At 45.4% G+C, this 23,173-nt stretch carries 24 protein-coding genes and 1 pseudogene; 15 read left to right on the top strand and 10 right to left on the bottom strand.

The window, feature by feature from the left end; all coding sequences use genetic code 11:
* Positions 1 to 16 precede the first annotated feature (16 nt).
* From N4J56_RS09245 to N4J56_RS09265, 5 genes are all read left to right on the top strand, one after another.
* Positions 17 to 916 carry a glycine betaine ABC transporter substrate-binding protein gene (locus N4J56_RS09245; RefSeq protein ID WP_317106189.1) on the top strand — a complete coding sequence of 300 codons (900 nt, stop codon included), beginning with the start codon at positions 17 to 19 and terminating at the stop codon, positions 914 to 916.
* A gap of 87 nt (positions 917 to 1,003) precedes the next feature.
* Complete coding sequence (locus N4J56_RS09250) at positions 1,004 to 1,687, top strand: phytochelatin synthase family protein (RefSeq protein WP_410500459.1); 684 nt, start codon at positions 1,004 to 1,006, stop codon at positions 1,685 to 1,687.
* Positions 1,688 to 1,991: 304 nt separating this feature from the next.
* A complete protein-coding gene (locus tag N4J56_RS09255; RefSeq protein ID WP_317106191.1) occupies positions 1,992 to 2,756 on the top strand; it encodes an alpha/beta hydrolase in 765 nt (254 codons plus the stop codon).
* A 5-nt stretch (positions 2,757 to 2,761) separates the two neighbouring features.
* The gene (locus N4J56_RS09260) at positions 2,762 to 3,352 is read left to right on the top strand and encodes a TetR/AcrR family transcriptional regulator (RefSeq protein WP_317106192.1); all 591 of its coding nucleotides are present in this window, start codon (positions 2,762 to 2,764) and stop codon (positions 3,350 to 3,352) included.
* Positions 3,345 to 3,890, top strand: coding sequence for a 5-formyltetrahydrofolate cyclo-ligase (locus tag N4J56_RS09265; RefSeq protein ID WP_317106193.1), 546 nt, complete (start codon positions 3,345 to 3,347; stop codon positions 3,888 to 3,890). The genes N4J56_RS09260 and N4J56_RS09265 overlap by 8 nt, the downstream gene beginning before the upstream one ends.
* 57 nt (positions 3,891 to 3,947) lie before the next feature.
* Here N4J56_RS09265 and N4J56_RS09270 read toward each other — a convergent pair whose 3' ends face one another.
* A complete protein-coding gene (locus N4J56_RS09270) occupies positions 3,948 to 4,409 on the bottom strand; it encodes a rhodanese-like domain-containing protein (protein WP_317106194.1) in 462 nt (153 codons plus the stop codon).
* Positions 4,410 to 4,560: 151 nt separating this feature from the next.
* On the opposite strand from N4J56_RS09270, the gene N4J56_RS09275 reads away from it, so the two are divergent.
* From N4J56_RS09275 to N4J56_RS09290, 4 genes are read left to right on the top strand one after another with little or no spacing between them, the layout of a single operon-like run.
* Positions 4,561 to 4,878 carry a hypothetical protein gene (locus N4J56_RS09275; protein WP_317106195.1) on the top strand — a complete coding sequence of 106 codons (318 nt, stop codon included), beginning with the start codon at positions 4,561 to 4,563 and terminating at the stop codon, positions 4,876 to 4,878.
* A 6-nt stretch (positions 4,879 to 4,884) separates the two neighbouring features.
* Complete coding sequence (locus tag N4J56_RS09280) at positions 4,885 to 6,405, top strand: bifunctional metallophosphatase/5'-nucleotidase (protein ID WP_317106196.1); 1,521 nt, start codon at positions 4,885 to 4,887, stop codon at positions 6,403 to 6,405.
* A 56-nt stretch (positions 6,406 to 6,461) separates the two neighbouring features.
* Positions 6,462 to 8,543, top strand: coding sequence for a S9 family peptidase (locus tag N4J56_RS09285; RefSeq protein WP_317106197.1), 2,082 nt, complete (start codon positions 6,462 to 6,464; stop codon positions 8,541 to 8,543).
* A gap of 5 nt (positions 8,544 to 8,548) precedes the next feature.
* The gene (locus N4J56_RS09290) at positions 8,549 to 8,731 is read left to right on the top strand and encodes a hypothetical protein (RefSeq protein WP_317106198.1); all 183 of its coding nucleotides are present in this window, start codon (positions 8,549 to 8,551) and stop codon (positions 8,729 to 8,731) included.
* 87 nt (positions 8,732 to 8,818) lie between these two features.
* Here N4J56_RS09290 and N4J56_RS09295 read toward each other — a convergent pair whose 3' ends face one another.
* From N4J56_RS09295 to N4J56_RS09330, 7 genes and pseudogenes are all read right to left on the bottom strand, one after another.
* Positions 8,819 to 10,162, bottom strand: a complete 1,344-nt coding sequence (locus N4J56_RS09295; RefSeq protein WP_317106199.1) for a DUF2235 domain-containing protein — start codon at positions 10,160 to 10,162, stop codon at positions 8,819 to 8,821.
* Positions 10,163 to 10,215: 53 nt separating this feature from the next.
* Complete coding sequence (locus N4J56_RS09300) at positions 10,216 to 10,452, bottom strand: hypothetical protein (protein WP_317106200.1); 237 nt, start codon at positions 10,450 to 10,452, stop codon at positions 10,216 to 10,218.
* Positions 10,453 to 10,548: 96 nt separating this feature from the next.
* The gene (locus tag N4J56_RS09305; RefSeq protein ID WP_317106201.1) at positions 10,549 to 10,857 is read right to left on the bottom strand and encodes a DUF4278 domain-containing protein; all 309 of its coding nucleotides are present in this window, start codon (positions 10,855 to 10,857) and stop codon (positions 10,549 to 10,551) included.
* A gap of 211 nt (positions 10,858 to 11,068) precedes the next feature.
* Positions 11,069 to 11,300, bottom strand: a pseudogene (locus tag N4J56_RS40870) (Mo-dependent nitrogenase C-terminal domain-containing protein); the annotation flags it as partial.
* A 36-nt stretch (positions 11,301 to 11,336) separates the two neighbouring features.
* On the bottom strand, positions 11,337 to 12,653 hold the full coding sequence (locus N4J56_RS09320) for an MFS transporter (RefSeq protein ID WP_317106203.1): 1,317 nt from the start codon (positions 12,651 to 12,653) through the stop codon (positions 11,337 to 11,339).
* A gap of 88 nt (positions 12,654 to 12,741) precedes the next feature.
* Positions 12,742 to 13,770, bottom strand: a complete 1,029-nt coding sequence (locus N4J56_RS09325) for an iron-siderophore ABC transporter substrate-binding protein (protein WP_317106204.1) — start codon at positions 13,768 to 13,770, stop codon at positions 12,742 to 12,744.
* Positions 13,771 to 13,784: 14 nt separating this feature from the next.
* Positions 13,785 to 16,523, bottom strand: coding sequence for a TonB-dependent receptor domain-containing protein (locus N4J56_RS09330; protein WP_317106205.1), 2,739 nt, complete (start codon positions 16,521 to 16,523; stop codon positions 13,785 to 13,787).
* A gap of 621 nt (positions 16,524 to 17,144) precedes the next feature.
* Here N4J56_RS09330 and N4J56_RS09335 point away from each other — a divergent pair.
* Together N4J56_RS09335 and N4J56_RS09340 are read left to right on the top strand one after the other, a co-directional pair.
* A complete protein-coding gene (locus tag N4J56_RS09335) occupies positions 17,145 to 18,200 on the top strand; it encodes an iron ABC transporter permease (protein WP_317106206.1) in 1,056 nt (351 codons plus the stop codon).
* Positions 18,197 to 19,246 (top strand): iron ABC transporter permease, encoded by a 1,050-nt coding sequence (locus N4J56_RS09340; protein ID WP_317106207.1) that lies wholly within the window; start codon positions 18,197 to 18,199, stop codon positions 19,244 to 19,246. The genes N4J56_RS09335 and N4J56_RS09340 overlap by 4 nt, the downstream gene beginning before the upstream one ends.
* Positions 19,247 to 19,369: 123 nt before the next feature.
* Here N4J56_RS09340 and N4J56_RS09345 read toward each other — a convergent pair whose 3' ends face one another.
* A complete protein-coding gene (locus N4J56_RS09345; RefSeq protein ID WP_317106208.1) occupies positions 19,370 to 20,125 on the bottom strand; it encodes a thioesterase II family protein in 756 nt (251 codons plus the stop codon).
* A 110-nt stretch (positions 20,126 to 20,235) separates the two neighbouring features.
* Here N4J56_RS09345 and N4J56_RS09350 point away from each other — a divergent pair, with 110 nt between their 5' ends.
* Positions 20,236 to 20,412, top strand: coding sequence for a hypothetical protein (locus N4J56_RS09350; protein WP_317106209.1), 177 nt, complete (start codon positions 20,236 to 20,238; stop codon positions 20,410 to 20,412).
* A 116-nt stretch (positions 20,413 to 20,528) separates the two neighbouring features.
* On the opposite strand, the gene N4J56_RS09355 is transcribed toward N4J56_RS09350, so the two are convergent.
* Positions 20,529 to 20,681, bottom strand: coding sequence for a hypothetical protein (locus N4J56_RS09355; RefSeq protein WP_317106210.1), 153 nt, complete (start codon positions 20,679 to 20,681; stop codon positions 20,529 to 20,531).
* 25 nt (positions 20,682 to 20,706) lie between these two features.
* On the opposite strand from N4J56_RS09355, the gene N4J56_RS09360 reads away from it, so the two are divergent.
* From N4J56_RS09360 to N4J56_RS09370, 3 genes are all read left to right on the top strand, one after another.
* Positions 20,707 to 20,988, top strand: coding sequence for an acyl carrier protein (locus N4J56_RS09360; protein ID WP_317106211.1), 282 nt, complete (start codon positions 20,707 to 20,709; stop codon positions 20,986 to 20,988).
* A 12-nt stretch (positions 20,989 to 21,000) separates the two neighbouring features.
* A complete protein-coding gene (locus N4J56_RS09365) occupies positions 21,001 to 21,432 on the top strand; it encodes a holo-ACP synthase (RefSeq protein WP_317106212.1) in 432 nt (143 codons plus the stop codon).
* 192 nt (positions 21,433 to 21,624) lie between these two features.
* Entirely contained in the window at positions 21,625 to 23,166 is a 1,542-nt protein-coding gene (locus N4J56_RS09370; protein ID WP_317106213.1) for a benzoate-CoA ligase family protein, read from the top strand.
* Positions 23,167 to 23,173 lie beyond the last annotated feature (7 nt).

The raw sequence follows: 23,173 nt of genomic DNA on the forward strand, positions 1-23,173 counted from the left end.
ACAAACATTATGAAACATGAAAAAATTTATTCTTTTATGTTTAATTACTGCGAGTTTGGTGTTGGCGATCGCCAGTTGCAATCCTATCACTTCTGAGGGTAACGGTGAGATTGTCGTTGCTTCCAAAAATTTTACCGAACAAAATATTTTAGGCGAACTATTAGCGCAACAAATTGAATCTGCAACTGGACTAAAAGTCGCTCGTCGTCTAGATTTAGGAGGAACGTTTGTTTGTCATCAAGCAATGCTCGCCGGACAAGTTGATGCTTATATCGAATATACGGGAACGGCATTTACAACTATCTTAAAACAACAGCCAATTAGCGATCCAAAAGCTGTTTATCAGCGGGTAAAATCTGGTTACGAGCAGTTTCAATTAGAAGTTACCCCAGCTTTAGGATTTGAAAATACCTTTGCCATGATTATTCGTGGAGAAGATGCACGCAAGTACAATCTTCGCACTCTCTCGCAAGCTGCCCAATACACACCCCAGTGGCAAGCTGGCTTCGGCTATGAATTTATCAGCCGCGAGGATGGGTTTCCAGGATTAGCAAAAACCTACGATCTGAAGTTAAATAAACCACCCCGCGTAATGGATTTGGGCTTAATTTATCGGGCAATAATTGATAAACAAGTAGATATAGTTGCAGGGAACTCTACCGATGCTCAAATCGCCCGTTTAGATTTAACGATTCTGCAAGATGATAAGGCTTACTTTCCCCCCTATGAAGCAACTCCCATCGTGCGACAGGCAACTTTGAAAAAGTATCCCAAACTACGTCAGGCGATCGCACAACTAGGAGGAAAGATTAATGAAGAGGAAATGCGCAATTTAAATTATCAAGTCGAAGGGGAATTTCGTGATATTAAGGAAGTCGTGCGCGAATTTTTAATCGCCAAAGGTTTGGTAAAGTAGAAGATAAAATACATGCAAGCCATGACAATCAAAGCGATCGCCCCGTTGATTAGAATTAGTATAAAAATTAGTGCGATCTCGCTATTTATGGCTGGCGATAGCGTATTGACGCAGACACTACCTTTGCCGAATAATTTAATCTCCTTCAACTCCGAAACGGGAGAACAATTATTACTACAAAGTAAAGCGCGGGAAGATTTTTGGGCTTTGAGTACGCAGTATGTTACCCAAAATACTCAAGCTTATTGCGGAGTCGCCAGTATAGTGATGGTATTAAATGCTCTCTCAATTCCCGCTCCTATTGCTCCTGAGTATACGCCTTATCGAGTATTTACCCAGGCAAATTTTTTTAATAATGCTCAAACTAGAAAAATTCTTACACCTGAAGTTGTTGCCCATCAAGGTATGACTTTAGCACAGTTAGGGCAGCTACTTGCTAGCTATGCGGTAGAAGCTAAAGTTTATCACAGTACTGATACTAATCTAGAGCAGTTTCGTCAGCTTGTCGCCCAGAATTTACGCCAAGAAAATAACTTTGTTTTGGTTAATTACTTGCGACGCAAAATTGGACAAGAAAGAGGCGGACACATTTCTCCTATCGCCGCTTATAACCAACAAACAGATCGGTTTTTAATTCTCGATGTTTCTCGCTATAAATATCCCCCAGTCTGGGTAAAAGCAACGGATTTATGGCAAGCAATGGACACAACAGACAGGGTGTCAGGTAAGACGCGGGGATTTGTGTTGGTGAGTAAGAAAGTCAAAAGTTAAAAGTTAAATAAGACTCGATCCCCCCAACCCTCCTTTTTAAGGGGGGCAATATTTCTCCTTTTTAAGGGGGGCTAGGAGGGATCTTCGAGGATCTAATACTTTTAACTGAACCGTATTGGGCGATCGCTTATAGGCTTTTCCGCTTGTCATTGTGGCAGAAGCGCGATCGCTATGCGCGAATATTACTGACTCGCAATCCTTTGTTGACTGAATATTCAGTTTAAAATAAACTAGTAGTATCGCAACAATAAGCAAAAACAGCGCTCTCATCTGCTAGCGCGGCGTTGAGGCGCAGGAGGTAAAAATGGATTTGCATTATGACATTCAAGGAAAGGGCGATCCGGTCGTCCTACTGCATAGTGGCGGAGTTGATTCACGCGACTGGCAGTTTATCGTCCCAAAGTTGGCTCAAACTCATCAAGTTATTACTTACGACCAACGCGGTGCTGGGAAGTCATCGCCACGGCTCGAACCTGTAAATCACGTTGAGGATTTCAAACGACTACTAGACTCTTTGGACATCGATAAAGCTGTTTTGGTAGGTCATTCGATTGGCGGACAAATTGCCACTGATTTTACTTTGAGCAATCCAGAACGAGTCACCAAACTCGTGCTTGTCGCTCCTGGGTTGACGGGTTTTCAATTCTCACCAGAATTCGATCGCTATGTCCAAGCAATTTGGGCAGCAGTTCCAGATGTAGAGAAAATGCTCGAAGTCTCCTTGCACTCTCCCATGTATGCCGTCCACGTTGTCATGAACAGCCCGCATCGCGATCGCTTTTACCAAATAAAACACCATAATGTTTTAAGAGCGTTTGAATGGAAAAACTTCGACCAAGTTTGGACGCAACCACCCGCGATCGAACGGCTAAATGAGCTAAAATCCAAAACGCTATTCATCATCGGCACTCAAGACAGTGAAGACTGCTTCCGTATCGCTAAATTTTTCAAACAAGTTCCCGACATTCGCTTTGCCCAAATTGAAGGCGCAGACCATATACCCACGCTGACACATCCGCAAGAGGTATATCATCTCATCACTCAATTCCTGAGCGAGTCACAATATTAATATTAATGCCACGCACCCCAACAGAAAACGAACGCATCCGTCGCGCTACCACAGAACAGATTCTTAAAACAGCCATGACTCTGTTCTGTGAGAAGGGCTACTATTCTACATCGATTGATGATGTTGCCAAGCAAGCTAAGATCTCAAAAGGGCTGCTCTATCACTACTTCAAAGGCAAAGAAGATTTGCTAGCGGCGCTAGTCGATCTCCGAATCAACGATGTTTTAGCGGTGATGAATGCGGCTGTAGCCAAAAAAACGCCTGCCGAACAAATTCAGCATATTGTTGAAGGTGCGCTCGAAGATGTCAGCCGCCAGCCTGAAGTTTTCCGATTCTATCTAAATTTGTTTACCCAACCGCGTCTCGATCCAGTGGTAGCAAAATACAGCCAGAAGTTGATGGACGAGCAAGCAAGGCAATTTGAAATTCAGACTGACATGTTTGTCCAGCTTGGAGTCGCAGAACCGCGACAGCGATCGCTTTATTTTTCCTCAACGCTCCAAGGTATTATGCTCATGTTTTCGACCTATCCTAATAGCTTTCCATTAGAAAAACTTAAGGCTCAAGCGATCGCGGAGTTTTGTAGTCGTGGATAAAGTAGAACTGAGGCGATCGCTACTTCAAAAACGTAAATCTCTATCTCAGCAAGAATGGCGCGAAAAAAGCGATCGAATTGTCTCCCATCTGCTCGCTTCACCCTTATTTAGCCTAGGTAAAACTATTCTGGCTTATTTTAGCTGTCGTCAAGAACCCGATCTAAATTCCTTATTTCACCATAATCATTACCACTGGGGACTTCCTCGCTGTGTCGGCAAAAATTTATCTTGGCACATTTGGCAACCTGGGGATGAAACTCAAGTTGGCGCGTATGGGATTTGCGAACCCCTCCCCACAGCTCCCACTATCTCACCCTCAGCAGTCGATTTCATCCTCGTCCCAGCAGTTGCTTGCGACTATCGCGGCTATCGCTTAGGTTATGGTGGCGGTTACTACGATCGCCTCCTATCTTCCTCTGAATGGCGATCGAAACCCACCATCGGCATCGTGTTTGAATTTGCCTACCTACCCCAACTTCCCACAGATCCTTGGGATATGCCATTACACGCTGTCTGTACTGAAAAAGGACTAGGGTAAGAAGTCAAAAGTCAAAAGTCAAAAGTCAAAATACTACTCACTGATAACTGTCAACTGTCAACTGTCAACTGAAGCACGATATCGAGCCTTTAACAATCTGCCCCAATTAGCATTGTAAGGATGAACTCGAACGGTAGGGCGATCGCCTTGAAAGACTGGGTTGCCTTCATTCACCCATTGAAATATACTGCCTTCGAGGTTGTAAACATTCGTAAATCCAGATCGTTCGAGTTGCTGGACAATTCTAGCGCTGCGATAGCCAATAGAGCAATATACGACCACAGGTACATCTCGATCTACAGCAACTTCCTCTAAGTTAGGATGATACGGATCGATGCGCTGGGCTTGCGGAAGATGGCTAGTCTGGTATTCTACTTCAGTGCGGGCATCGAGTAAAAGCGGCTGCGGCTGAGTGCGATCGCGCAACCACCCTACCAACTGTTGAGTCTTCAACCACTTTACAGTCGGAAACTTGTGTTGAATCCAGCGCTTAATCATGTAAAAAACGAGCGATCGCATTATTAGTTATCTATTATCAGTTACCATTCATCTCTTACCCTACTCCCTACTCCCTGCTCCCTACTCCCTCATATTGTTTCAAAAAGTTTAAAGTTGCTAGAGTCTGGGGTGGTAACTGTTGTAATATTTGGCAACGCGATCGGGAGAACTAATGTTGAATTTACATGTCATGGCGGAGTTTTCGCGCACCCACTGCGTTAGTATCTGTGCCTTTTTGGTTCCAGCTACTTTAATTGCTACTATAGCGACGATGATTTTCACAGCGCTGCGCCACCCTCAAGCGCGGGTTTGGCAAGCAGCAGGAGTAGCTGGCTTTTTTGCCCTAATAATGATTTTGCACGTCGCAACCTGGCTATCGATTGGGGTGGTGATGGCTCCTACATACATCCTACTGGGACTTGCTAGCACCTGTTTGCTTACCAATTTGGTGATGATTGTGTTACAAAGACGCTTGGCGTTAAATATGTAACCGAAGATGAAATCATTCTCTGTCGCGTGGGGTTTGGTGCTGCAAATTGTAGCTTTATGTATCGCTAGCCCTGCGTTGGCTGAGGTTGTAGAGATTACTTTGCTACATCTGAATGATGTTTATGAAATCGCCCCAGTGGAAGGGGGAAAACGAGGCGGATTAGCGCGGGTTGCAACTTTGCGACAAGAATTAGTTAGCCAAAATCCTCGCACCTACACCGTACTAGCTGGAGATGCTTTTAGTCCCTCGGCTTTGGGGACTGCAAAGGTGAATGGTAAACCTTTGGCTGGTCAACAAATGGTGGCGGTGATGAACGCTGTTGGTTTCGACTATGCTACCTTTGGCAACCATGAATTCGATTTAGGCGAACCAGAGTTTTTCCAACGCCTAAAAGAATCTCAATTTAAGTGGATATCTAGTAACGTCAGGGATAGTCAAGGTAAATCTTTTCCTGGTGTAGCAGAATCGCAAATATTAAATGTAAAAAGCGATCGAGGTGCAGTTATTAGAGTTGGTTTAATCGGATTAACGATAGATAGTAACAAACAAAAGTATATCAGCTATGCCGATCCAATCCAAGCCGCCCGCACTCAAGTTGCAGCACTGAAAGGTAAAGTCGATATTATTGTCGCTTTAACTCATTTAAACCTCGCTCAAGACCAAAAACTCGCCGCAGAAGTTCCAGAAATTGACTTGATTTTAGGGGGACACGAACATGAAAATATTCAACAATGGCGCGGGGCAGATTTTACACCTTTATTTAAAGCCGATGCAAATGCGCGTAGCGTTTATATTCACAAATTGCGTTACGATACCGAGACAAAAAAACTAGTCGTAGATTCTCAATTACAGTCAGTTACAGAAGCAATTCCTGAAGAACCTCGCGTGGTGCAAGTCGTAAATGCATGGTTAGAAAAAGCATATCAGGGATTTAGGGCAGAGGGCTTCGCCCCAGAAGAGGCGATCGCCACGACAAATATTGCTTTAGATGGGTTAGAATCTAGCGTCCGCAATCGCGCCACCAACCTCACAGCATTAATCGCTCAAGCTATGTTGCGAGAGGTTTATCAAGCAGATTTAGCTATATTTAATAGTGGTTCAATTCGGATTGACGATTTCATTCCCCCAGGAAGAATTACTCAATACGATATTATTCGAGTTCTCCCATTTGGAGGTAAAGTCTTAGCTGTAGAAATGAAGGGAAGTTTGTTAGAAAAAGTATTAGAACAAGGACAAGCTAACAGAGGTACGGGTGGTTTTTTACAAACAGCAAATGTAAGTAAGAAACCTGATATTGGTACTTGGATGGTGAATAGCGAACCCCTGGATAAGGACAAGAACTACCGCGTAGCAATTAATGATTTTTTGATGAGCGGTCGAGAACAAGGGCTAGAATTTTTGAATTTTAAGCAAAAAGATGTCAAGTTAATTTATCAAATGCGCGATTTACGTTTTGTGGCGATCGATCGCCTCAAAGATACTTTCGCTGATTCCGTCTTGAAGCGATACAAAAGTCCTTCTTTTTAAGGGAAACCGATCGAATCATCTTTAGTGCCAAAAATTACAAATAACAATTACAAATTATGAGTCAAGATCGTCTTCTAAAATACAAGTTAACTCCACCCATTGCCGCAAAAAAGCCGCAGTCTTTGATTTTACATAACGACGAACGAGTAGATAATTACTATTGGCTCAGAGAAAAGGAAAATCCTGAAGTTATTGCTTATTTGGAGGCAGAAAACTCTTATACTCAGGCAATGATGCAGCATACGGAAGACCTGCAAGAAAAACTTTATAAAGAGATGTTGGCTCGCATTCAGGAAACCGATCTATCTGTCCCTTATCGCAAAGATGAATATTACTATTACTCCCGCACTGAGGCAGGAAAAGCATATCCAATTTATTGTCGCAAAAAAGGTAGTCTCGATGCTGCTGAAGAAATTTTGCTAGATCAAAATCTACTTGCAGAAGGACACGATTTTTTCAATATTGGCGTGTTGCAAGTCAGTCCCAATCATCAGTTATTAGCGTACTCAGTTGACACCAGCGGTGCTGAAAGATACACGATGTATTTTTTGGATTTAAACACATCACAGCTTTACGAGCAAAGCATCGAAGATACATATTATTCTTTTGCCTGGGGAAACGATAACCGTATAGTTTTTTACACCAAAGTTGATGACGCTAACCGTCCGTTTCAACTTTGGCGACACGCATTAAATACACCGATCGCTGAAGATATTTTAGTTTACGAAGAAACTGATGAAGCCTTCCATTTATCTATAGGGAAAACTCGCTCTCAAGCTTATATCCTACTAGAATTAAGCAGCATGATTACTTCGGAAGTGCATTATCTAGCAGCAAATCATCCTACAGGTGATTTTCAACTCATCCATCCGCGTACAGATGGGATGGAGTATGATATCGAGCATCACAGCGATAATTTTTATATTACAACTAATGACGAGGCAATCAATTTTAAATTGATGAAAACTCCCGTTAGCTCCCCGACAAAAGAGAATTGGGAAACGGTAATTCCTCATCGAGAAGACGTATTTTTGTTAGGTGTGAGTGCTTTTAGCGACCATTTAGCTATCTACGAACGCCAAGGTGGATTGCCAACGGTACGAGTCCAAAAATTCGCCACGGGGGAGGAATATAACATGGCTTTTCCCGAAGCAACTTATGCCGTTTATGAAGGGAATAATCCCGAATTTAATACCCAAACTTTACGCTTCAATTATACTTCTTTAATTACTCCTAACTCTGTGTTCGATTTTGATATGGAAACTCAACAACAGGAGTTGAAAAAAGAAACTCAAGTGCTGGGAGGTTACGATCGCAGTCAATATCAAAGTGAATGGCTGATGGCGACGGCAGAAGATGGCGTGCAAGTGCCAATTTCAATTGTTTATAAAAAAGGAATTCAAAAAAATGGGGAAAATCCTTTATTTTTGACTGGATATGGTTCTTACGGTTATTCCTATCCCGCTGCATTTTCTTCTAATCGCATGTCGCTACTCGATCGCGGTGTAGTATTTGCGCTCGCACACATTCGCGGTGGCAGCGAAATGGGGCGAAAATGGTATGAGAATGGTAAGTTTTTGCACAAGAAAAATACATTTACTGATTTTATTGCATGTGCAGAGTATTTGATTTCTCAAGGCTGGACGAATAGCGATCGCTTGTCTATTTCTGGTGGTAGCGCGGGTGGTTTATTAATGGGTGCAGTTGTCAATCTGCGTCCTGACTTGTTTAAAGCGGTTATTGCTGACGTGCCGTTTGTCGATGTCGTGACAACTATCCTCGATACTTCTTTACCCCTAACTACGATCGAGTGGGATGAATGGGGAAACCCCAATGACAAAGTTTATTACGATTACATTAAATCTTATTCTCCTTATGACAACGTGGAGGCGAAGGAGTATCCAGATTTACTAATTAATGCAGGTTTAAATGATTCTCGCGTGCAATATTGGGAACCAGCGAAATGGACGGCAAAGTTAAGAGAACTCAAGACAGATCGCAATGTTCTCTTACTCAAAACGAATATGGGTGCAGGACATGGAGGTGCGTCTGGGCGTTATGAAAGCTTGAAGGAAACTGCTTTTGATTATGCTTTTTTGTTGGATAGATTAGGGTTGGGTAGTCAAGTTAAACATTGATTTTCTTGAGTAAACAGTGTTTCTATTTTGTAAAGACAAACGATCGCAACTCATCGGCTGCAATGGCATCCGGTTCGACGGCTCATCCTAGAGCAGACGAAAATACTCACCTACTTCCATCCAGCGTACCAGCTCGCGAATACAACACCCCGCCTCGCTCAGGGACGTACTTACTATTCCGCTTTTGACGTGACTAGAAAATCCCACTTGCAAGGCAATGTCTGCGATCGCCAATCTCTGTCAGCCTTCCCCACATCATGCGGTTGAGTGGAAAATTATTCAATAGTTATTTTCCAACCTGGAAACTTTTCTGGATGTTCTTGAATATATTTCTCAAGATTTTTTGGTCGATAAAGTTTAGTAGGAGGGTCATCTTTGTCAAAGCGGTAATGCCAGCGTTTTTTTACACTCTCATGAAATTGGGCAGATTCTAAATTGGAAACTCCAGAAATTTCGCGTTGATATCCCCCTGCTAATCTATAAAAGATATCGGGTTCGTTGTTGAATGCAGCCCGATAGTTATGGTTGATTCCGCCTTCAACCGCTATCCGGTCGAACTCCAGCTTCAGACCCAGAACTGTAATTCGATCCATCATCCATGATAAAGCTGCATCCGATAACCCCGTCTCATTCCAACTACCACCACCAGTACAACCGTGAGCGCCTGGAAACCATACTTGCTCTAGTTTTTGATTACCCGCTCTGGAACTTTTTTGCATTGGGGTGACATTAAAGACTCTGCGAATCTCGTCAATTGCTACAGCGTGCAAGGCATTCTGAATAATTGAACTGAGATAGGTATCGTGAAATTTATATCTTCGGTTTATCCATCTGCTCAGAACCGGAATTCGATCGGGTACGCCTAACGCTCCAACTGTATCCCAACATCCTAATAAGGTAATCTTAACCTCGCGCCTACTCTCGCGATCGCCTAGCAGTGGAATTTGATAGCGATTTAATAATTCTCGCACTTTCTCTTCTTTCTGTTGCAAATCCTGTCGTGCTTTTTCTGAATCAGGATTTTCTGTTGCTTCTTCTAATGAAAGAAAGCTGCGATCGCGATAAATTTGATGTGCTTTGTCTCGGCATTCTTTATAGAGCTGCTCTTGCAGTCGATAAATCTGCTCTGCTTCAGAATTATATGCGCCTCTTGGGGGAATTCTAGGTACTTGGCGGAATTTCTCTTTTTCCGGCAAAGTGAGCTGGCGATCGCGATATATCTGATACATATAAGGTGCTTCGCGGATATTTTGACGCAGCAGTAAACCTCCGGTACAACGAATTAATCCCGCGAGACTGCGTACAGTATAAGCACCTCGACTGAAACCAAATAAGTAAATCTCGTCACCAATCTCATAATTTAGACACAAAAAGCGATAGGCATCCTGAATATTAGTGTCAATACCAATTCCGAAGGCTCCACCCAGAATTCTATCAGCTCTAGCAAGTAGCTTTTCTGCTTGATTTCCCGCTCCGATACCTTCATCGTAGAAGACAAGTTGAGGAATTCCATTGCTGTCTATAGGTTTGATCGCTTGGGCAATTTTAACAACGTTAGTTGGATACGGGCTAGATAAGTTTTGCCAAGTTCCATCGCAGCATACAATTAGCCGTTTCATCTTTTATATTTCTTAGTTTCTAAATAATTTGTTTGAATGCGAATGCAATTAATTCATACTGCTAAAACAGTTTTGCAATGAATACTGGGCATTGCATTCTTTTGTGCTAGATAATTCTTGGCAGCTTCCGGTTCAAAAAACCAGGGGGATAAGCTAGGTGGATGGTTGAAACCTTGTAAGTAATCTTGGATAATTTCTGGATTTTCAGCCATTGCTACCATCAAATCTTGTAAATGCGCTGGTAGTATGAGTCCGGCTTGACCAACCCCAATAATTGCAATTTTTCGCATACTAAATTCTTCGCTGATTTTAAGTCTAGATGTTGTAATATAGGGTTTTTCCAGTAGAACTATGCTGCCCAACAGGAAAATTCCGCGTTTCTCATACTAAACTCGAAACAGCCTATTTAGCAGGCTACGCGAAGGCGCTTGTGTAGGAGATTTTTCGACTTGAGCGAGAAATGTAACTTCCCCGCGCGCAGTTTTGCGAACAAAATAGGTAATGCCTCGATAGATTGCTTGATAGGTTACTGGTCGTGCAGATTCTACAGGTTGGGCGTTAGGATCGAGCCGATAGGTCACGCCACGGTAACTGAGGTTATAAGCTGCTCCAGGTTCGCGAACTTGTTGAAATGAGCGATTGTCAGCTTGAGAAGGATGGCGATCGTATGTTACACCGCGGTAGGTCAGTTTCATGTTTCGTCTCCTGAATGTATAGTTTCTATTGAATTGCTAGTTTTGTTGAGCGGCGAGGTTTTCCTCGTTCGTTAGCCTTAATTTATTGGCAAGGAGCGAGCGATCGCATCGAATAAATGTCACGTCGAATCCATTACATCTGTCATATTCGACTGGGGAAATAGTGTTGAACTCAGCTTAAATTGAAGAAATGCGATCGCATTTCTGGCTGTCAGCAATATAGAGATACATCTTCACCGCACTCATCCGCTAGGTAAGTTAGAGCTTTGAAGCGAAGCGCAACTACTTGTTCGTATAGTGGGTTGAGCTTGCACAGGGGAGGTCACTTGCGTGCGGGGGTTTCCCTATTAAGCAAAGCGATCGTGGGGAATGTGAAACAAAGTGTAGTTAAAGAGATTGATTTCTCGTGCAAAAGGACAACGCGCTGGGATCGTCTTGCACAATTCTTTCTTGATAGACCACTGGGTTCTCATCCAATCCTAGGAATGATGGTCAGGCACGAGGCTTTCCACGTCACGTAATACTGGAAAGGCATACCCTCCAAAGCCAATCAGCATACTACAGCAGGAAAAGAGACTATATTGCAGTGCCATCCCAGCACCATCACCAGTGCCGAACAAACCACCAAATATTCCAGCGATGCTACCTCCTGGCAGCATCGCTGGCTCAAAAAAATAGTCAGCTAACGGTCCGGCGATCGCTAACCCTAACGGTGTAGTCACCTGGGCAATCAGATAGCGGGAGGCGAAGACTCGCCCTTGTACATCTGGTTCCACCTTCGACAGCCAAATTGCTTGATTGGAACTATCGATCGCCGGAGAAACGAAAGCCGCTAAAACGCCAGCCGTCATCCAATGCCAAGCGACACGTCCCAAGCCGAAGATCGCCTTACCCAAGCTCATCAGTGCTGTACCAAATAACAAACCGTGAATGCGGCGCTTGGGTCCACCCCAAACACTCAACCCCGTAGCACCCACCAAACCGCCTATACCGATCGCGAATTGCACGCTAGCTAAGACTGCGGCATCATTATTGCTGCGGGCTAATATCATTGCTGGAAAGATCGCTAAAGTCGCGCCATCAAATAAGTGAAAACTCAGCCAAAAGATCAGAATAGCTAATAGGCTGGGGCGCTTCCAGAGGTAGCGGAAACCGAAAGTTAATGCTTGCCAAATACTCTGGGTACTTTGACGACCGACTTCGCTTGAACGCGGTTGAGGAATATGTACGATGTATGTCGTACCAACAGCAACGACAAAGGTCACGAGATCGATCGCCAGGATACCTAAAAGACCGATTGCGTAGTAAAATACCCCAGCCAACGCCGGAGCCATGATATAGGAGCCAAAATAGGTGACATACGAACTCATCGCCGTAGCACGAGTGTAATGTCGCGGAGGAACGATCGCCGACATGGAAGCTGAGAAGGCTAGACTTTGGATATAGCCGAACAGTCCGTTGATAGCAGCAGTGATGTAGAAATGCCAGATTTCTAAGCGCCCGGTCAACAACAATAGTAGAATGGCAATGGTAGAAATTCCTGCTGCTGTGTCGCCTCCCATCATCAGTTGCTTGCGATTCCAGCGATCGACGAGTAACCCAGCAAAAGAGGCAGCAATTAATTTTGGTGTATATGTAAAAAAGAAAATTAAGGATAAGGGCGTTGCTTGACCTGCAATCTGCCAAGCCCAGATTGTAATGGCGAAGTTAGTCATCTCAGAGCCAAGGATTGAGGTCATTTGACCGATCCACAGAATTAGGAAAGTGCGTAAGCTAGTTGGTTGTTCTGGCTGCACGAAATGGCTCTCCCGATTGTCATATTGCTTCGCTCCAATTCAAAATTAATTTTGAATTTTGAATTTTGAATTTTGAATTTTTAGACGGCTAACTTTTTTCCGCCACGAGATATTTAAATAAGTCATCCAGAATCCGATTTGCCCCTAAAATGTTGCTGCCAAGATGCCAGACCTCAGCATCCACTTGGTACACCTGTCCTTGTTGGACGGCATTCAGTTGAGAAAAGAGCGGATCTTTCGCAAACTGGTTGACCGTAAAACTACCTGGAACTGTATCTGAATCGACGTTGAGCAGGAAAATCGCATCGCCATCTATACTATTAATGTCTTCCCGCGATACTTGTTCCCAGGATTTCCCCCTCACCTCTTGAGCCGGAGGACGAGCTAAACCTACATCCTGCAAAACCGAACCGGGAAAGCTATCTTGCGTGTAAAAAGCTATCCAACCTTCGGTTGTAATAATTACAGATACCTGTATATTACTAGGTTGAGCTTTGAGCTGTTGTTGGAGTTTGGCTACCCGCCGATCGTAATCGTCAAGGAGTGGCTGAACTGCATCAACGCGATCGAGTGCTTGGGCAAAGAGTTGGAGTTCTTGCTTCCACTGTCCGTCAGTACTATTTCCTGCTGTTAAGACCGTGGGGGCAATTTGCGATAACTTGTCATAGATTTGTCTATGAGCCATCGTATTGCCCAAGATCAAATCCGGCTGAAGGCGCAGAATTGCCTCAAGGTTAGGTGGGGTTTTCCCTACAGGCGTAATTCCTGCGGCGCGATCGCCCAGATAGGCTGGTAAAGAATCAGTTCTGGGAAGACTGGAGCCGATCGGTTTAACACCCAACGCTAAGGCAGCATCGAGGGGGGCTGTATCCAGCACCACCACCCGCTGCGGCTGAGCCGGAACTTTAGTCTCGCCCATTGCGTGTTTTATGACTCGTGCGGTTGCTCCTGATGTAGAAACAGAATTAGCAATCTTGTTATTGCTGGGCAATTCTTGGGAAGTATTGCTACTGCACGCATAGATTGTAAAAACTGTCAAGAGCATCAGTAAGGTGAAGCGAAGCAGATAGTACGCCCGCTTGCATCTTAACCGCAGTTGCATAAAACGAAGACTCATATGGAAAATTCGATCTAAAATTCGATCCTATACCGAAGGCTGAGCGTTCTGCCTCTAGCAGCTTCACGCACGATTTCCCTAATCCCAGTACCATCTTGAGAACTGACGGGTAAATATTGATTATCTAACAAGTTCTCAATCCCCAACTCCAATTTTCCTTGACCGATTTGAACGCTGCTGATGAAATCTAATGTCGTGTAACCGTCGAGTTCAAATTCCTCCACCTCGTCATCAAACGCCCGATCGCGATTTCCTACAACTAACATTTGCAGGCGATTCCGCCATCCAGGTAGAGTTTCATTTTCCACATAGGCTGTTAACTTCAGCGGTTGAACGTCCAAGCTACTCAAAGCCAGCCAGTCTATTCCATCATCGGGAAAATCTGCCTCACCCTCATTCCATGTAAAGCTGCTACCAAGACTCCAGCGATCGCTTGGTTGCCAATCAAGGGTTGCTTCAACTCCATAGTTACGCTGCGGTCCCCGGGCTGCATTTGTCAAACCACTGGGTGCAATCACCAGGTTTTGTCCTAGATCGGAATGGTTGTAGAAAGCAGCAAGACTTGTTTGCACGCTTCCCCAGTCACCGCGCACCCCAATCTCGTAGTTGTTCACCTTCTCCGGTTCCAACAGTGCATCATCTTCAATATTAAATCCTGCCGTCGCTTGACCGAGATAATCTAGACTGGGAACGGCAAAACCCTGAGCAAAGTTGGCAAATAAACTGATTTCTGGCGTGACTTTATAGACCGAGCCAAAATTAAAAACTATGTCGTCAACTCTGTTAGAACCACCCGTAACTGAAGCTGGTGGATTGTCGAAGTCTGAGAATGGGTTAGCGAGAAAGTCATCGACTTCAAATCCAATCGTTTCATATCGCAGTCCGCCACTGAACAACCATTTCTCGCTCAAGTCCCACTGCAACTGAGCAAATAGACCGAGATTGTCAAGCTCAAAAGGAGGAACCTGAGTCGCAGTTCCCAGGATATTCGCCTCTCGTCGCTCGTCGAAAGCTACAGGGTCGATGACCAAAAAGGGTTGGTCGCTATCCTCTTTCAGATAGTCTGCACCCCATAACAAGCGTGCTGACTCAGAAAACGGGGTTTGAATTTGCAATCGAGCGCCCCATTTGCTGGAGTCAAGATTAGTTTGGAAGATCCCAGGAATAAACGGTGGAACATCGCCAAAGAAAGTTCTGATATCCTGAATTTCTTGATTGAGTTGGCTGTCTTGATAGTAAAGTTGCAAGTCTACCTGAGAGCCTAACAAATTTTCATGGCTGTATCTTAAATTGGCAAACTGATTTGTTTGTCGGCTCGGTTCTTCTTGGTCGATTTCACCCACGCGCAACGCCCTAGCTGTCTGTAGTCCAGGGATATCTAAAATACTCGGATCTGAGATAAATTCGCTGTCGCTGCGATCGTTATAAATGTCGTAGGTCAACTCTAACCGTTGCTGTTCGTCAAGGTCTACTCCCACCTTAGCCAGCAAGTTTAAGGTTTCCGTATCGACAATATCGTTGGGTGGGATGCGATTCCCCTCGGCATCAAACCAACTACCATTTGTTTCCAAAGACGTGTTGATCCGGTAGTCTACATTACCTTCATTCCCCGCTAAACCATACTTCAGGGTATAGCCAAAAGATTCTCCTTGTAGTTCGCCCAGATCGGTACGCGCCCCTACGACTAACTCTGACTGAATTCTTTCGTCAGTCGGTTGACGAGTAATAATATTGATGACTCCACCCGTTGCGCCCTGACCGTAAACAGCACTGGGACCGCGCACGACCTCGATCCGCTCGATCGCTGAGGGGTCAATGGCATTGAGTTGGCGATCGAAACCAGCACTCGTATTTTGAACGACTCCATCGATTAAAATCAGCGGCGGACGACCCCGCAGAGTTTGCAGGCGACCAGTCCGGCGGTTTTGGGTCGGCGGACCAAAGCCAGGAACCGCCTGACCGAGAATATCTGGTAAATTCCTGGTAACGGAGGTCTGAGTCTCGATCTGTTCGCGAGTAATAGTCGTGACCGATCGCGGCACGTTTTCTAATAACTCTTCTACGCGACTGGCAGTCACGACAATATCGAGTTCTTCGCCCTCGGCTTGAGTCGCTGGTTGTTCTGCTGGTTTAGGTTGAGCTTCCGGTGTCTGTGGTGCTGGTGCGGGAACTTGACCCGTTTGAGCCGTTGGGGTCAAACTGAAAATCAGTCCTTCTTTACCGCTCTCAAACACCTCAACTTTCGGTGCTGCTGCCGTTCCTGTCACCCTCACCTGAATAGTGTTGTCATTCAGATTCACGACTCTAATCGCAGAAATGCCCTCAGCCGGGTTGTCAGCCTGAAACTCATTGCCCTCTGGTAGGACTAGCTGGGCGTTAGCAACGTTAGAAATTAAGGTAGCGTCCTCGCTAGTAGTGGAAAATTCTAGCTTTTGCGGCGCAGCCGTTTCTAAGATAACTTCCAGCCCCTTATCGGTTGGGATCAACCGTACACCCTTGACTTGTACGATCGCACTAGCTGGTGCTGATGGAGAAGCTTGAGATAGAGACTGTACGGTTTTGTGAGGCTGTTTTACCTCACGCAGACGCACAGCTGAAGAATTTTGTGGCGATCTCGCTTTTGTCGCGACAGGCAGCGATCTCTGATAGGAATATTTAGCAACTTCCTCAGAGGACTTTGGCGATGCCATCGCTGTTGGCATCATACCAACACTGAGCAGTGCTACGCAGGAGAGCAATAAATGCAACTTCATGACTTTACCCCACACCCCATTTACCTAAACTGTTACACCGTATGTCATCACCGAAAACATTGATGACAACTGGGAACGAGTAGGAGTTGTCAACCACACAAAAACTTCACCCACACACAAGCTTGGGAGTAACAACTGTCTTTTCAATCCGGTTTCCTCACGTCTAGTCAATCCACTTAAATCGTTCTCAAATCTAAGTCGATATTATTGCGAATATTTTTTATAAGCTTGAGCAGAATAGAATAATTTGCTGGTCAATGTCAAGTTAGCAACAACTCAAAAACAGCAGATTTTATACATAAATTTGCGATAAATACACCTGTAAGCTGTCCGCATTGTTTTTGAATAATTTCCAGCCTGAAACTAATGTAGAAAATTATTTCCGTTTGTGTTAGTGCGATCGCTGTTGTGATATATGTGCCAAACAGAACCAAGCGGTCACTGAGAACTATGGGCGATCGCGCAACATTTGCTAAAATCTGCTAAAAGCTCGGCGCTTTGCTAGCACTTGACACCAGTATCCGTGAGTTTTATGTTGGCAAAACAGGTGCGAATCTGTGGCAATAAAGCTAAGAGCCTGTGTAGTATTGCTTTAGAGCAGTAAGCAGAGGAAGTAAAGTATTGGCAAGACCAAGTTCGCAGCCTCAACATTTGCGGCAAGTGACTGTCAGCGAAAGACGGTTTCGCTCCCAACCTTTATTGCTCCTAGGATTGTTGGCGGGTCTATCGATCCTCCTACTTTGCCTCATTGTCAGTATTAGCTCTGGAACAACAGAAATCGCTCCCAGCAAAATCTATGCCGCGATCGCCGCCTTTGATGGTTCGCGGGAACACGTCATCGTTCGCACGGTCAGGCTACCGCGATCGCTACTTGCCATCTTAGTTGGTGCTGCCCTTGCTGTTGCTGGAGCTTTGATGCAAGGATTGACACGCAACCCCCTAGCCGAGCCAGGAATTTTAGGGCTAGAGTCAGGCGCTTCATTAGCTGTAGTTATTGCTATTTTGTTCTTCGATCGATCGTTATTCAGTGCCTATGCTGGTTTCGCTTTTCTCGGTGCGGCAGTTTCAGCAGTCGTAGTTTACTCGCTTGGCTCCCTCGGTCGCGGTGGACTCACACCCTTAAATTTGACCGTAGCCGGAGCCGCTATGACATATCTACTCTCCTCGTTCACAACTGCGATTCTCATCCTCAGTCAGCGCACGCTGGATGAAGTCAGGCTGTGGCTAGCTGGGTCGGTTGCTGGCGGAGACTGGAGTGGATTTAGCCAAGCGCTGCCTTATATTTCTGTCGGGTTGGTGCTAGCCTTCGTCTTAGGTAAACAGATTTCGATTCTCAATTTAGGCGAGGATGTCGCAACAGGGCTAGGACAACGCACGGGATTAGTCAAGGCGATCGCTGCTGTGAGTGTCGTGTTACTCGCAGGTAGTTCCGTCGCTATAGCCGGACCCATTGGTTTTGTTGGTCTAGTTGTTCCTCACGTCGTCCGCTTTTTTGTCGGTGTCGATTACCGCTGGTTGCTGCCGTATGCTGCTATCTTTGGCGCAATTTTACTGCTAGTAGCAGACATTGCGGCTCGGTTACTGATTCAGCCGCAGGAATTACCTGTAGGCGTGATGACAGCAATAGTTGGCGCTCCTTTATTTATCTATCTGGCGCGATCGAAGGTGAAACAATGAATAAAAGTTGGCTGGTCTTCCGTTCCAAGACACTACCAATCTCTTTGCGGATCGAGCGGCGCGTACCAGTCGTGCTGTTTTGGTTGGGAATCGTCACTCTTGCGGCGGCGATCGCCAGTGTCGGACAGGGAGAATATCCGATCTCACCCATAGATGTCGTGAAAACTATTCTGGGTTGGGAGACAGGGAACCCGCAACATGCTTTTGTAATTAATACTTTGCGCCTCCCCCGTACTCTAGTCGCGTTGATGGTAGGAGTGGGGTTAGGAATTGCCGGGACTATCCTCCAAGGACTAACACGCAATCCCCTCGCTGACTCAGAAATTTTAGGGTTAAATGCTGGTGCTAGTTTAGCAGCCGTCACCACAATCGTGCTGCTACCGTCGTTACCTTTATTCGCGCTGCCCTTGTCTGCTTTTAGCGGAGCAATGGTTGTTAGTTTGCTGATCTACCTACTGGCATGGGATAAAGGAAGTTCGCCTATCCGGTTGATCCTGGTTGGTGTCGGTCTCAGCGCGATCGCCCGTGCTTTGTCCAGCTTATTAATTACCTTCGGGGAGATCGATAGCGTCACTGAGGCATTGATCTGGCTAGCTGGAAGTGTTTACGGGCGTAGTTGGGAACAAGTTTGGTTCTTGCTACCTTGGTCGATCGTGCTTGTACCATTAGCATTGCTGCTAGCACGGCATTTAAACGCGCTCAGCTTAGGAGATGACATCGCTAGGGGTCTAGGTAGTTCTGTAGAATGGCAGCGCGGCTTGCTACTCCTAATCGCTATAGCTTTGGTTGGTGCTTCGGTTGCCGCAGCTGGCACAATTGCATTTGTCGGTCTGATTGCCCCTCACTTAGGACGACAACTGGTAGGTTCAGCCCATGAAGGTTTGCTACCAACAGCCGCGCTGATGGGGGGAACAATCGTCGTTTTAGCAGACTTATTAGGGCGAGTCCTGTTTGCACCAATTGAGCTTCCTTGTGGCGTAGTGACAGCAGCAGTGGGCGCGCCATACTTTCTGTATTTGTTGGTGCGTCGCCGTCGTCAGTCATAACTGGTAGCAGGGAGTCGGGAGTCGGGAGTCGTCGGGGCGGGTTTAGCGAAAGCTTGACAGATGAGGCAACAAATCTTGGTTCAAAACCCGCCCGTACCGGAGTCGGGAGTCGGGAACTCTCTGCTATACCAGTTGCAAGTGTTGAGTTAGGCACTGAACGATTTGTGCCTGAGCTGAGTCGAGAAAGAAATGGTCGCCTGGGAGCATGTAGAGCGAGAAAGCAGCTGTTGTTTGCTCCGTCCAAGCTTCTAGTTCCTGAATGTTAGTTTCGGCATCCGATAAACCACCAAAAGCCGCGATCGCGCAATCCAACGGTGGCTCGGGTCGATATCTGTATGTTTCCAGCGCCTCAAAATCCGATCGCACTGTTGGTAGTACCAGTTGTAACAGTTCTGTATTTTCTAGTACCGCTGCGGGAGTCCCGTTTAGACGGCGTAGTTCTGCCAAAAAAGCCGGTTCTGGTAGGTTGTAAGTCGGTGGTTTTGGATGTGGAATTTGAGGAGCGCGGCGACCGGAAACAAATAGGTAAACCGGATCGATCCCATACTGTCTGCGTAGTAGACGGGCAAGCTCGAAGCTGACTATAGCACCCATACTATGACCGAATAGAGCAAGCGGCTTATCTAAATCAGGTCGTATAGCGATCGCGATCGCCTCGACAAGGGTATCTAGGCGCGTAAACGGCTTTTCTCTTAGCCGCATTCCCCGTCCAGGTAGTTCTACCGCGCAAACTTCCACACTCGGGGGCAAACTATCTGCCCATCTACGGTAGGTCATAGCTCCACCACCAGCATAGGGCAGGCAGAACAGACGCATTTCCGCCTGAGAATTGGGCTGCGATCGCGCAATCCAGGTGTTAAAGTTCGATGTGGTCGTCATTTTCCTGCCGATCTCGTTGGCTGTTTCACCAGACTATTGCAAATTTATATCACTAACTGTAGGGAGACTATAATAATTTCTCGCTCGCGTCAAGTTGGTACTATTACTCAGTGGTGAATTTCAAAACTGGCGCTGCTACTCAAGCAGTTGAGTTAGGATTAGACCTCTATCTTTGGGTGGTTGTTTGTAGTAAGTTTGGCGAGCTGCCTGTCAAGACTAGAAAGCTATCGATCGCCACAACTGCTCGTAAAAAAATTCGTGAAAAAATTTTCATCTTGATAGCTTGACAATTGCAAAAAAATTGTATTAAGGTCTTGAGAAGGTAATTAAGAATAATTCCTAACTGTTTCGATAACATTCGATTTCAAACAACAGCAGTAGAAATCGTCAGCGCGATAACTTCTTAAGCTTCTCTTCGAGACGCTTCGCGAACGCTAACGCAACCGATCGCTTGATGGCAGAATGTAGCTAAAAGAGGCGATCGCCAATTACGGCTGATTCTACACTGATGGCTCAACAGTAAGTCGCTCTTGCTGTTGAGCCTACTAGCTGTCAAGCTTTCACTTTGCTCAGGTGTTTGTATGGATACTCAAAAAGCGATGGAGACTCTAAAGGCAATACTTACCGACATCGGTATTCCCGAAGAGTCAATACATCGAGATGCATTGCTGCATGAGGATCTACAGCTTGATTCTACTGAAATCGTAGAAATTTCTTTAGGGTTGAAACGACGGTTAGGAATCAATCTGAAGTTGGAATCGCGGCAGGATATGACCATAACTCAAATCTGTAGCGCGATCGAGACAGCAATCCTGAGTTCTACTTCCGTACCATCCGTAACAGAGGAAAGTGCAAGTAAATAGAGAGAAATGGGCATGAAAACCGAGCAACATCACCCTCAGGTGTGGGAATCGATGCAACAAAACCCTGAATGGTTTGGGTGCAAGGGCATTGGTATAGATATCGCACCCATCTCCAGAATTGCCAAATTGATCGATCGCTACGATTCCGACGCATTAAATTTGTTGTTTACTTCAGGCGAAATCGAGCGCTGTCAAGCAGCTAGCGATCCTTACCAGGCTTATGCACTCTGTTTTGCCACCAAAGAAGCTGTGGGGAAAGCTCTAGGCACTGGGTTATCTGGTATTGGTTGGAATGAAATTGAGGCAAACATCACGTCTAAGCGCTTAATCGTTCATTTGGAAGGAGCAGCCAGTCTGCAAGCAGCAAAATTAGGTGTACGGGAATGGCTAGCAACTTGGACTCACTGGGATCGATACGTGCTGGTTCACGTCCTAGCTCAGTAATTGAGAAGTCAGAAGTCAGAAATCAGAAGTCGTAGGGGCGGGGTTTGACCAAAAATTTCGAGTTCTAGCTGTCAATCCCTCTGCTAAACCCGCCCGTACTCCAAGTCAGAAGCAATTCACACATCATTCACTGATAACTGGTCACTGCTTGCTACTCATTTCCAAAGGGGGAAATTCACAGGGAAATTCACAATGGATAGTGTTTTTAAACAATCTAGTATTTTCAACGCTGCGGCTTACTTTGTAGAAGGTAATTTAAAACAGGGACGCGGCGAAAAAGTTGGACTTTACTATCGGGATGAAAAATACACATATAACCAAATACATAATTTTGTTCGCCGCACAGCAAGATTACTGTTAGAGTTGGGTTTGGAGCCAGAAAACCGAATCGCCATTTTGTTGCCAGATACTCCAGAGTTTGTATTTGCCTTTTGGGGCGCGATTTGGCTAGGTGCTGTACCAGTACCAATCAATACTGCTTCTACGATTGAAGATATTCAATATATTTTGCAAGATTCACGCGCCAAAATCTTGTTGACAACCCAAGCTTGGCAGGAGAAATTGACTCCGCTTCAGTCTCAGTGCTTACGCCACGTACTGCTGGTGAATGGGGAAAACTCATTTATGCATTTGCTGCACCAACAAGACGAACTGCTAGCCAGCGCTGAAACGTCTGGAGATGAACCAGCTTTTTGGCTTTACACTTCTGGCAGTACGGGCAAACCAAAAGGAGTCATTCACCTACATCAAAGTATGGGAGTTTGCAGCCAGTACTACGGTAATGCCATTCTGGATTTGCACCAAGATGACATTGTTTACTCAGTTGCCAAGATGCCCTTTGCCTATGGATTAGGGAACACCTTGTACATGCCAATGGCAGTTGGTGCGGCTGCCGTACTATCTGATGCTAATAACGCTTTTGACATCATTTCCGACATTCAACGTTACCGACCCACAGTTCTATTCGGCATACCTAGCGCTTATGCCGGAATGCTATCGGTACATGAAATTGCTCCTTTAGATGTATCCTCGCTCCGTCTTTGTCTCTCAGCAGCCGAGCAACTACCCAAAACGATTTGGTACAAGTGGCGAGAAATTTACGGTCTAGAAATCTGTGAAGGTATCGGTACAACTGAGTTATTACATATCTTTTTATCGAATAGACCGGGAGAATGCAGACCGGGTAGTTCTGGTCGTCCTGTCCCTGGTTATGAAGTAAGAGTCGTAGATGAAAATGGTTCTCCTCTGGCTCCAGGCGAGATTGGTGACTTAGAGGTCAGTGGAGACAGTCTGATGCTGGGATACTGGAACCGCTTGCGAGAAACACGCGCTGCTCTCTACGGTAAAACGATGAGAACTGGAGATAAATATCTTAGAGATGTGGATAACTATTTTTGGTTTATGGGACGTAAGGATGACTTCTTCAAAATCAATGGTATATGGGTGTCACCATTTGAAATTGAAGATGTCTTGCTTCAGCACGAATGCGTTCTCGATGCTGCCGTACTACCAGAATCTAACAATGGCGAACATCTGAACCAAATTATCGCCTATGTCAGCCTGAAGGCTGGTGTGACAGCCTCTAGCGAACTGGAAGAGAGCATTCGCCAACTGGCTAGGACAAAACTCATCCATTTCAAAGCTCCGAAGAAAATTTACTTTTTAGAAACTTTACCGCGCACTCCGACTGGAAAAATTCACCGTCGTTCATTACGCCAAATCGCCAATGTTTAACTACGTA

This window comes from Chroococcidiopsis sp. SAG 2025 (genome assembly GCF_032860985.1).
In the GTDB taxonomy this organism is placed as follows: Bacteria; Cyanobacteriota; Cyanobacteriia; order Cyanobacteriales; family Chroococcidiopsidaceae; genus Chroococcidiopsis.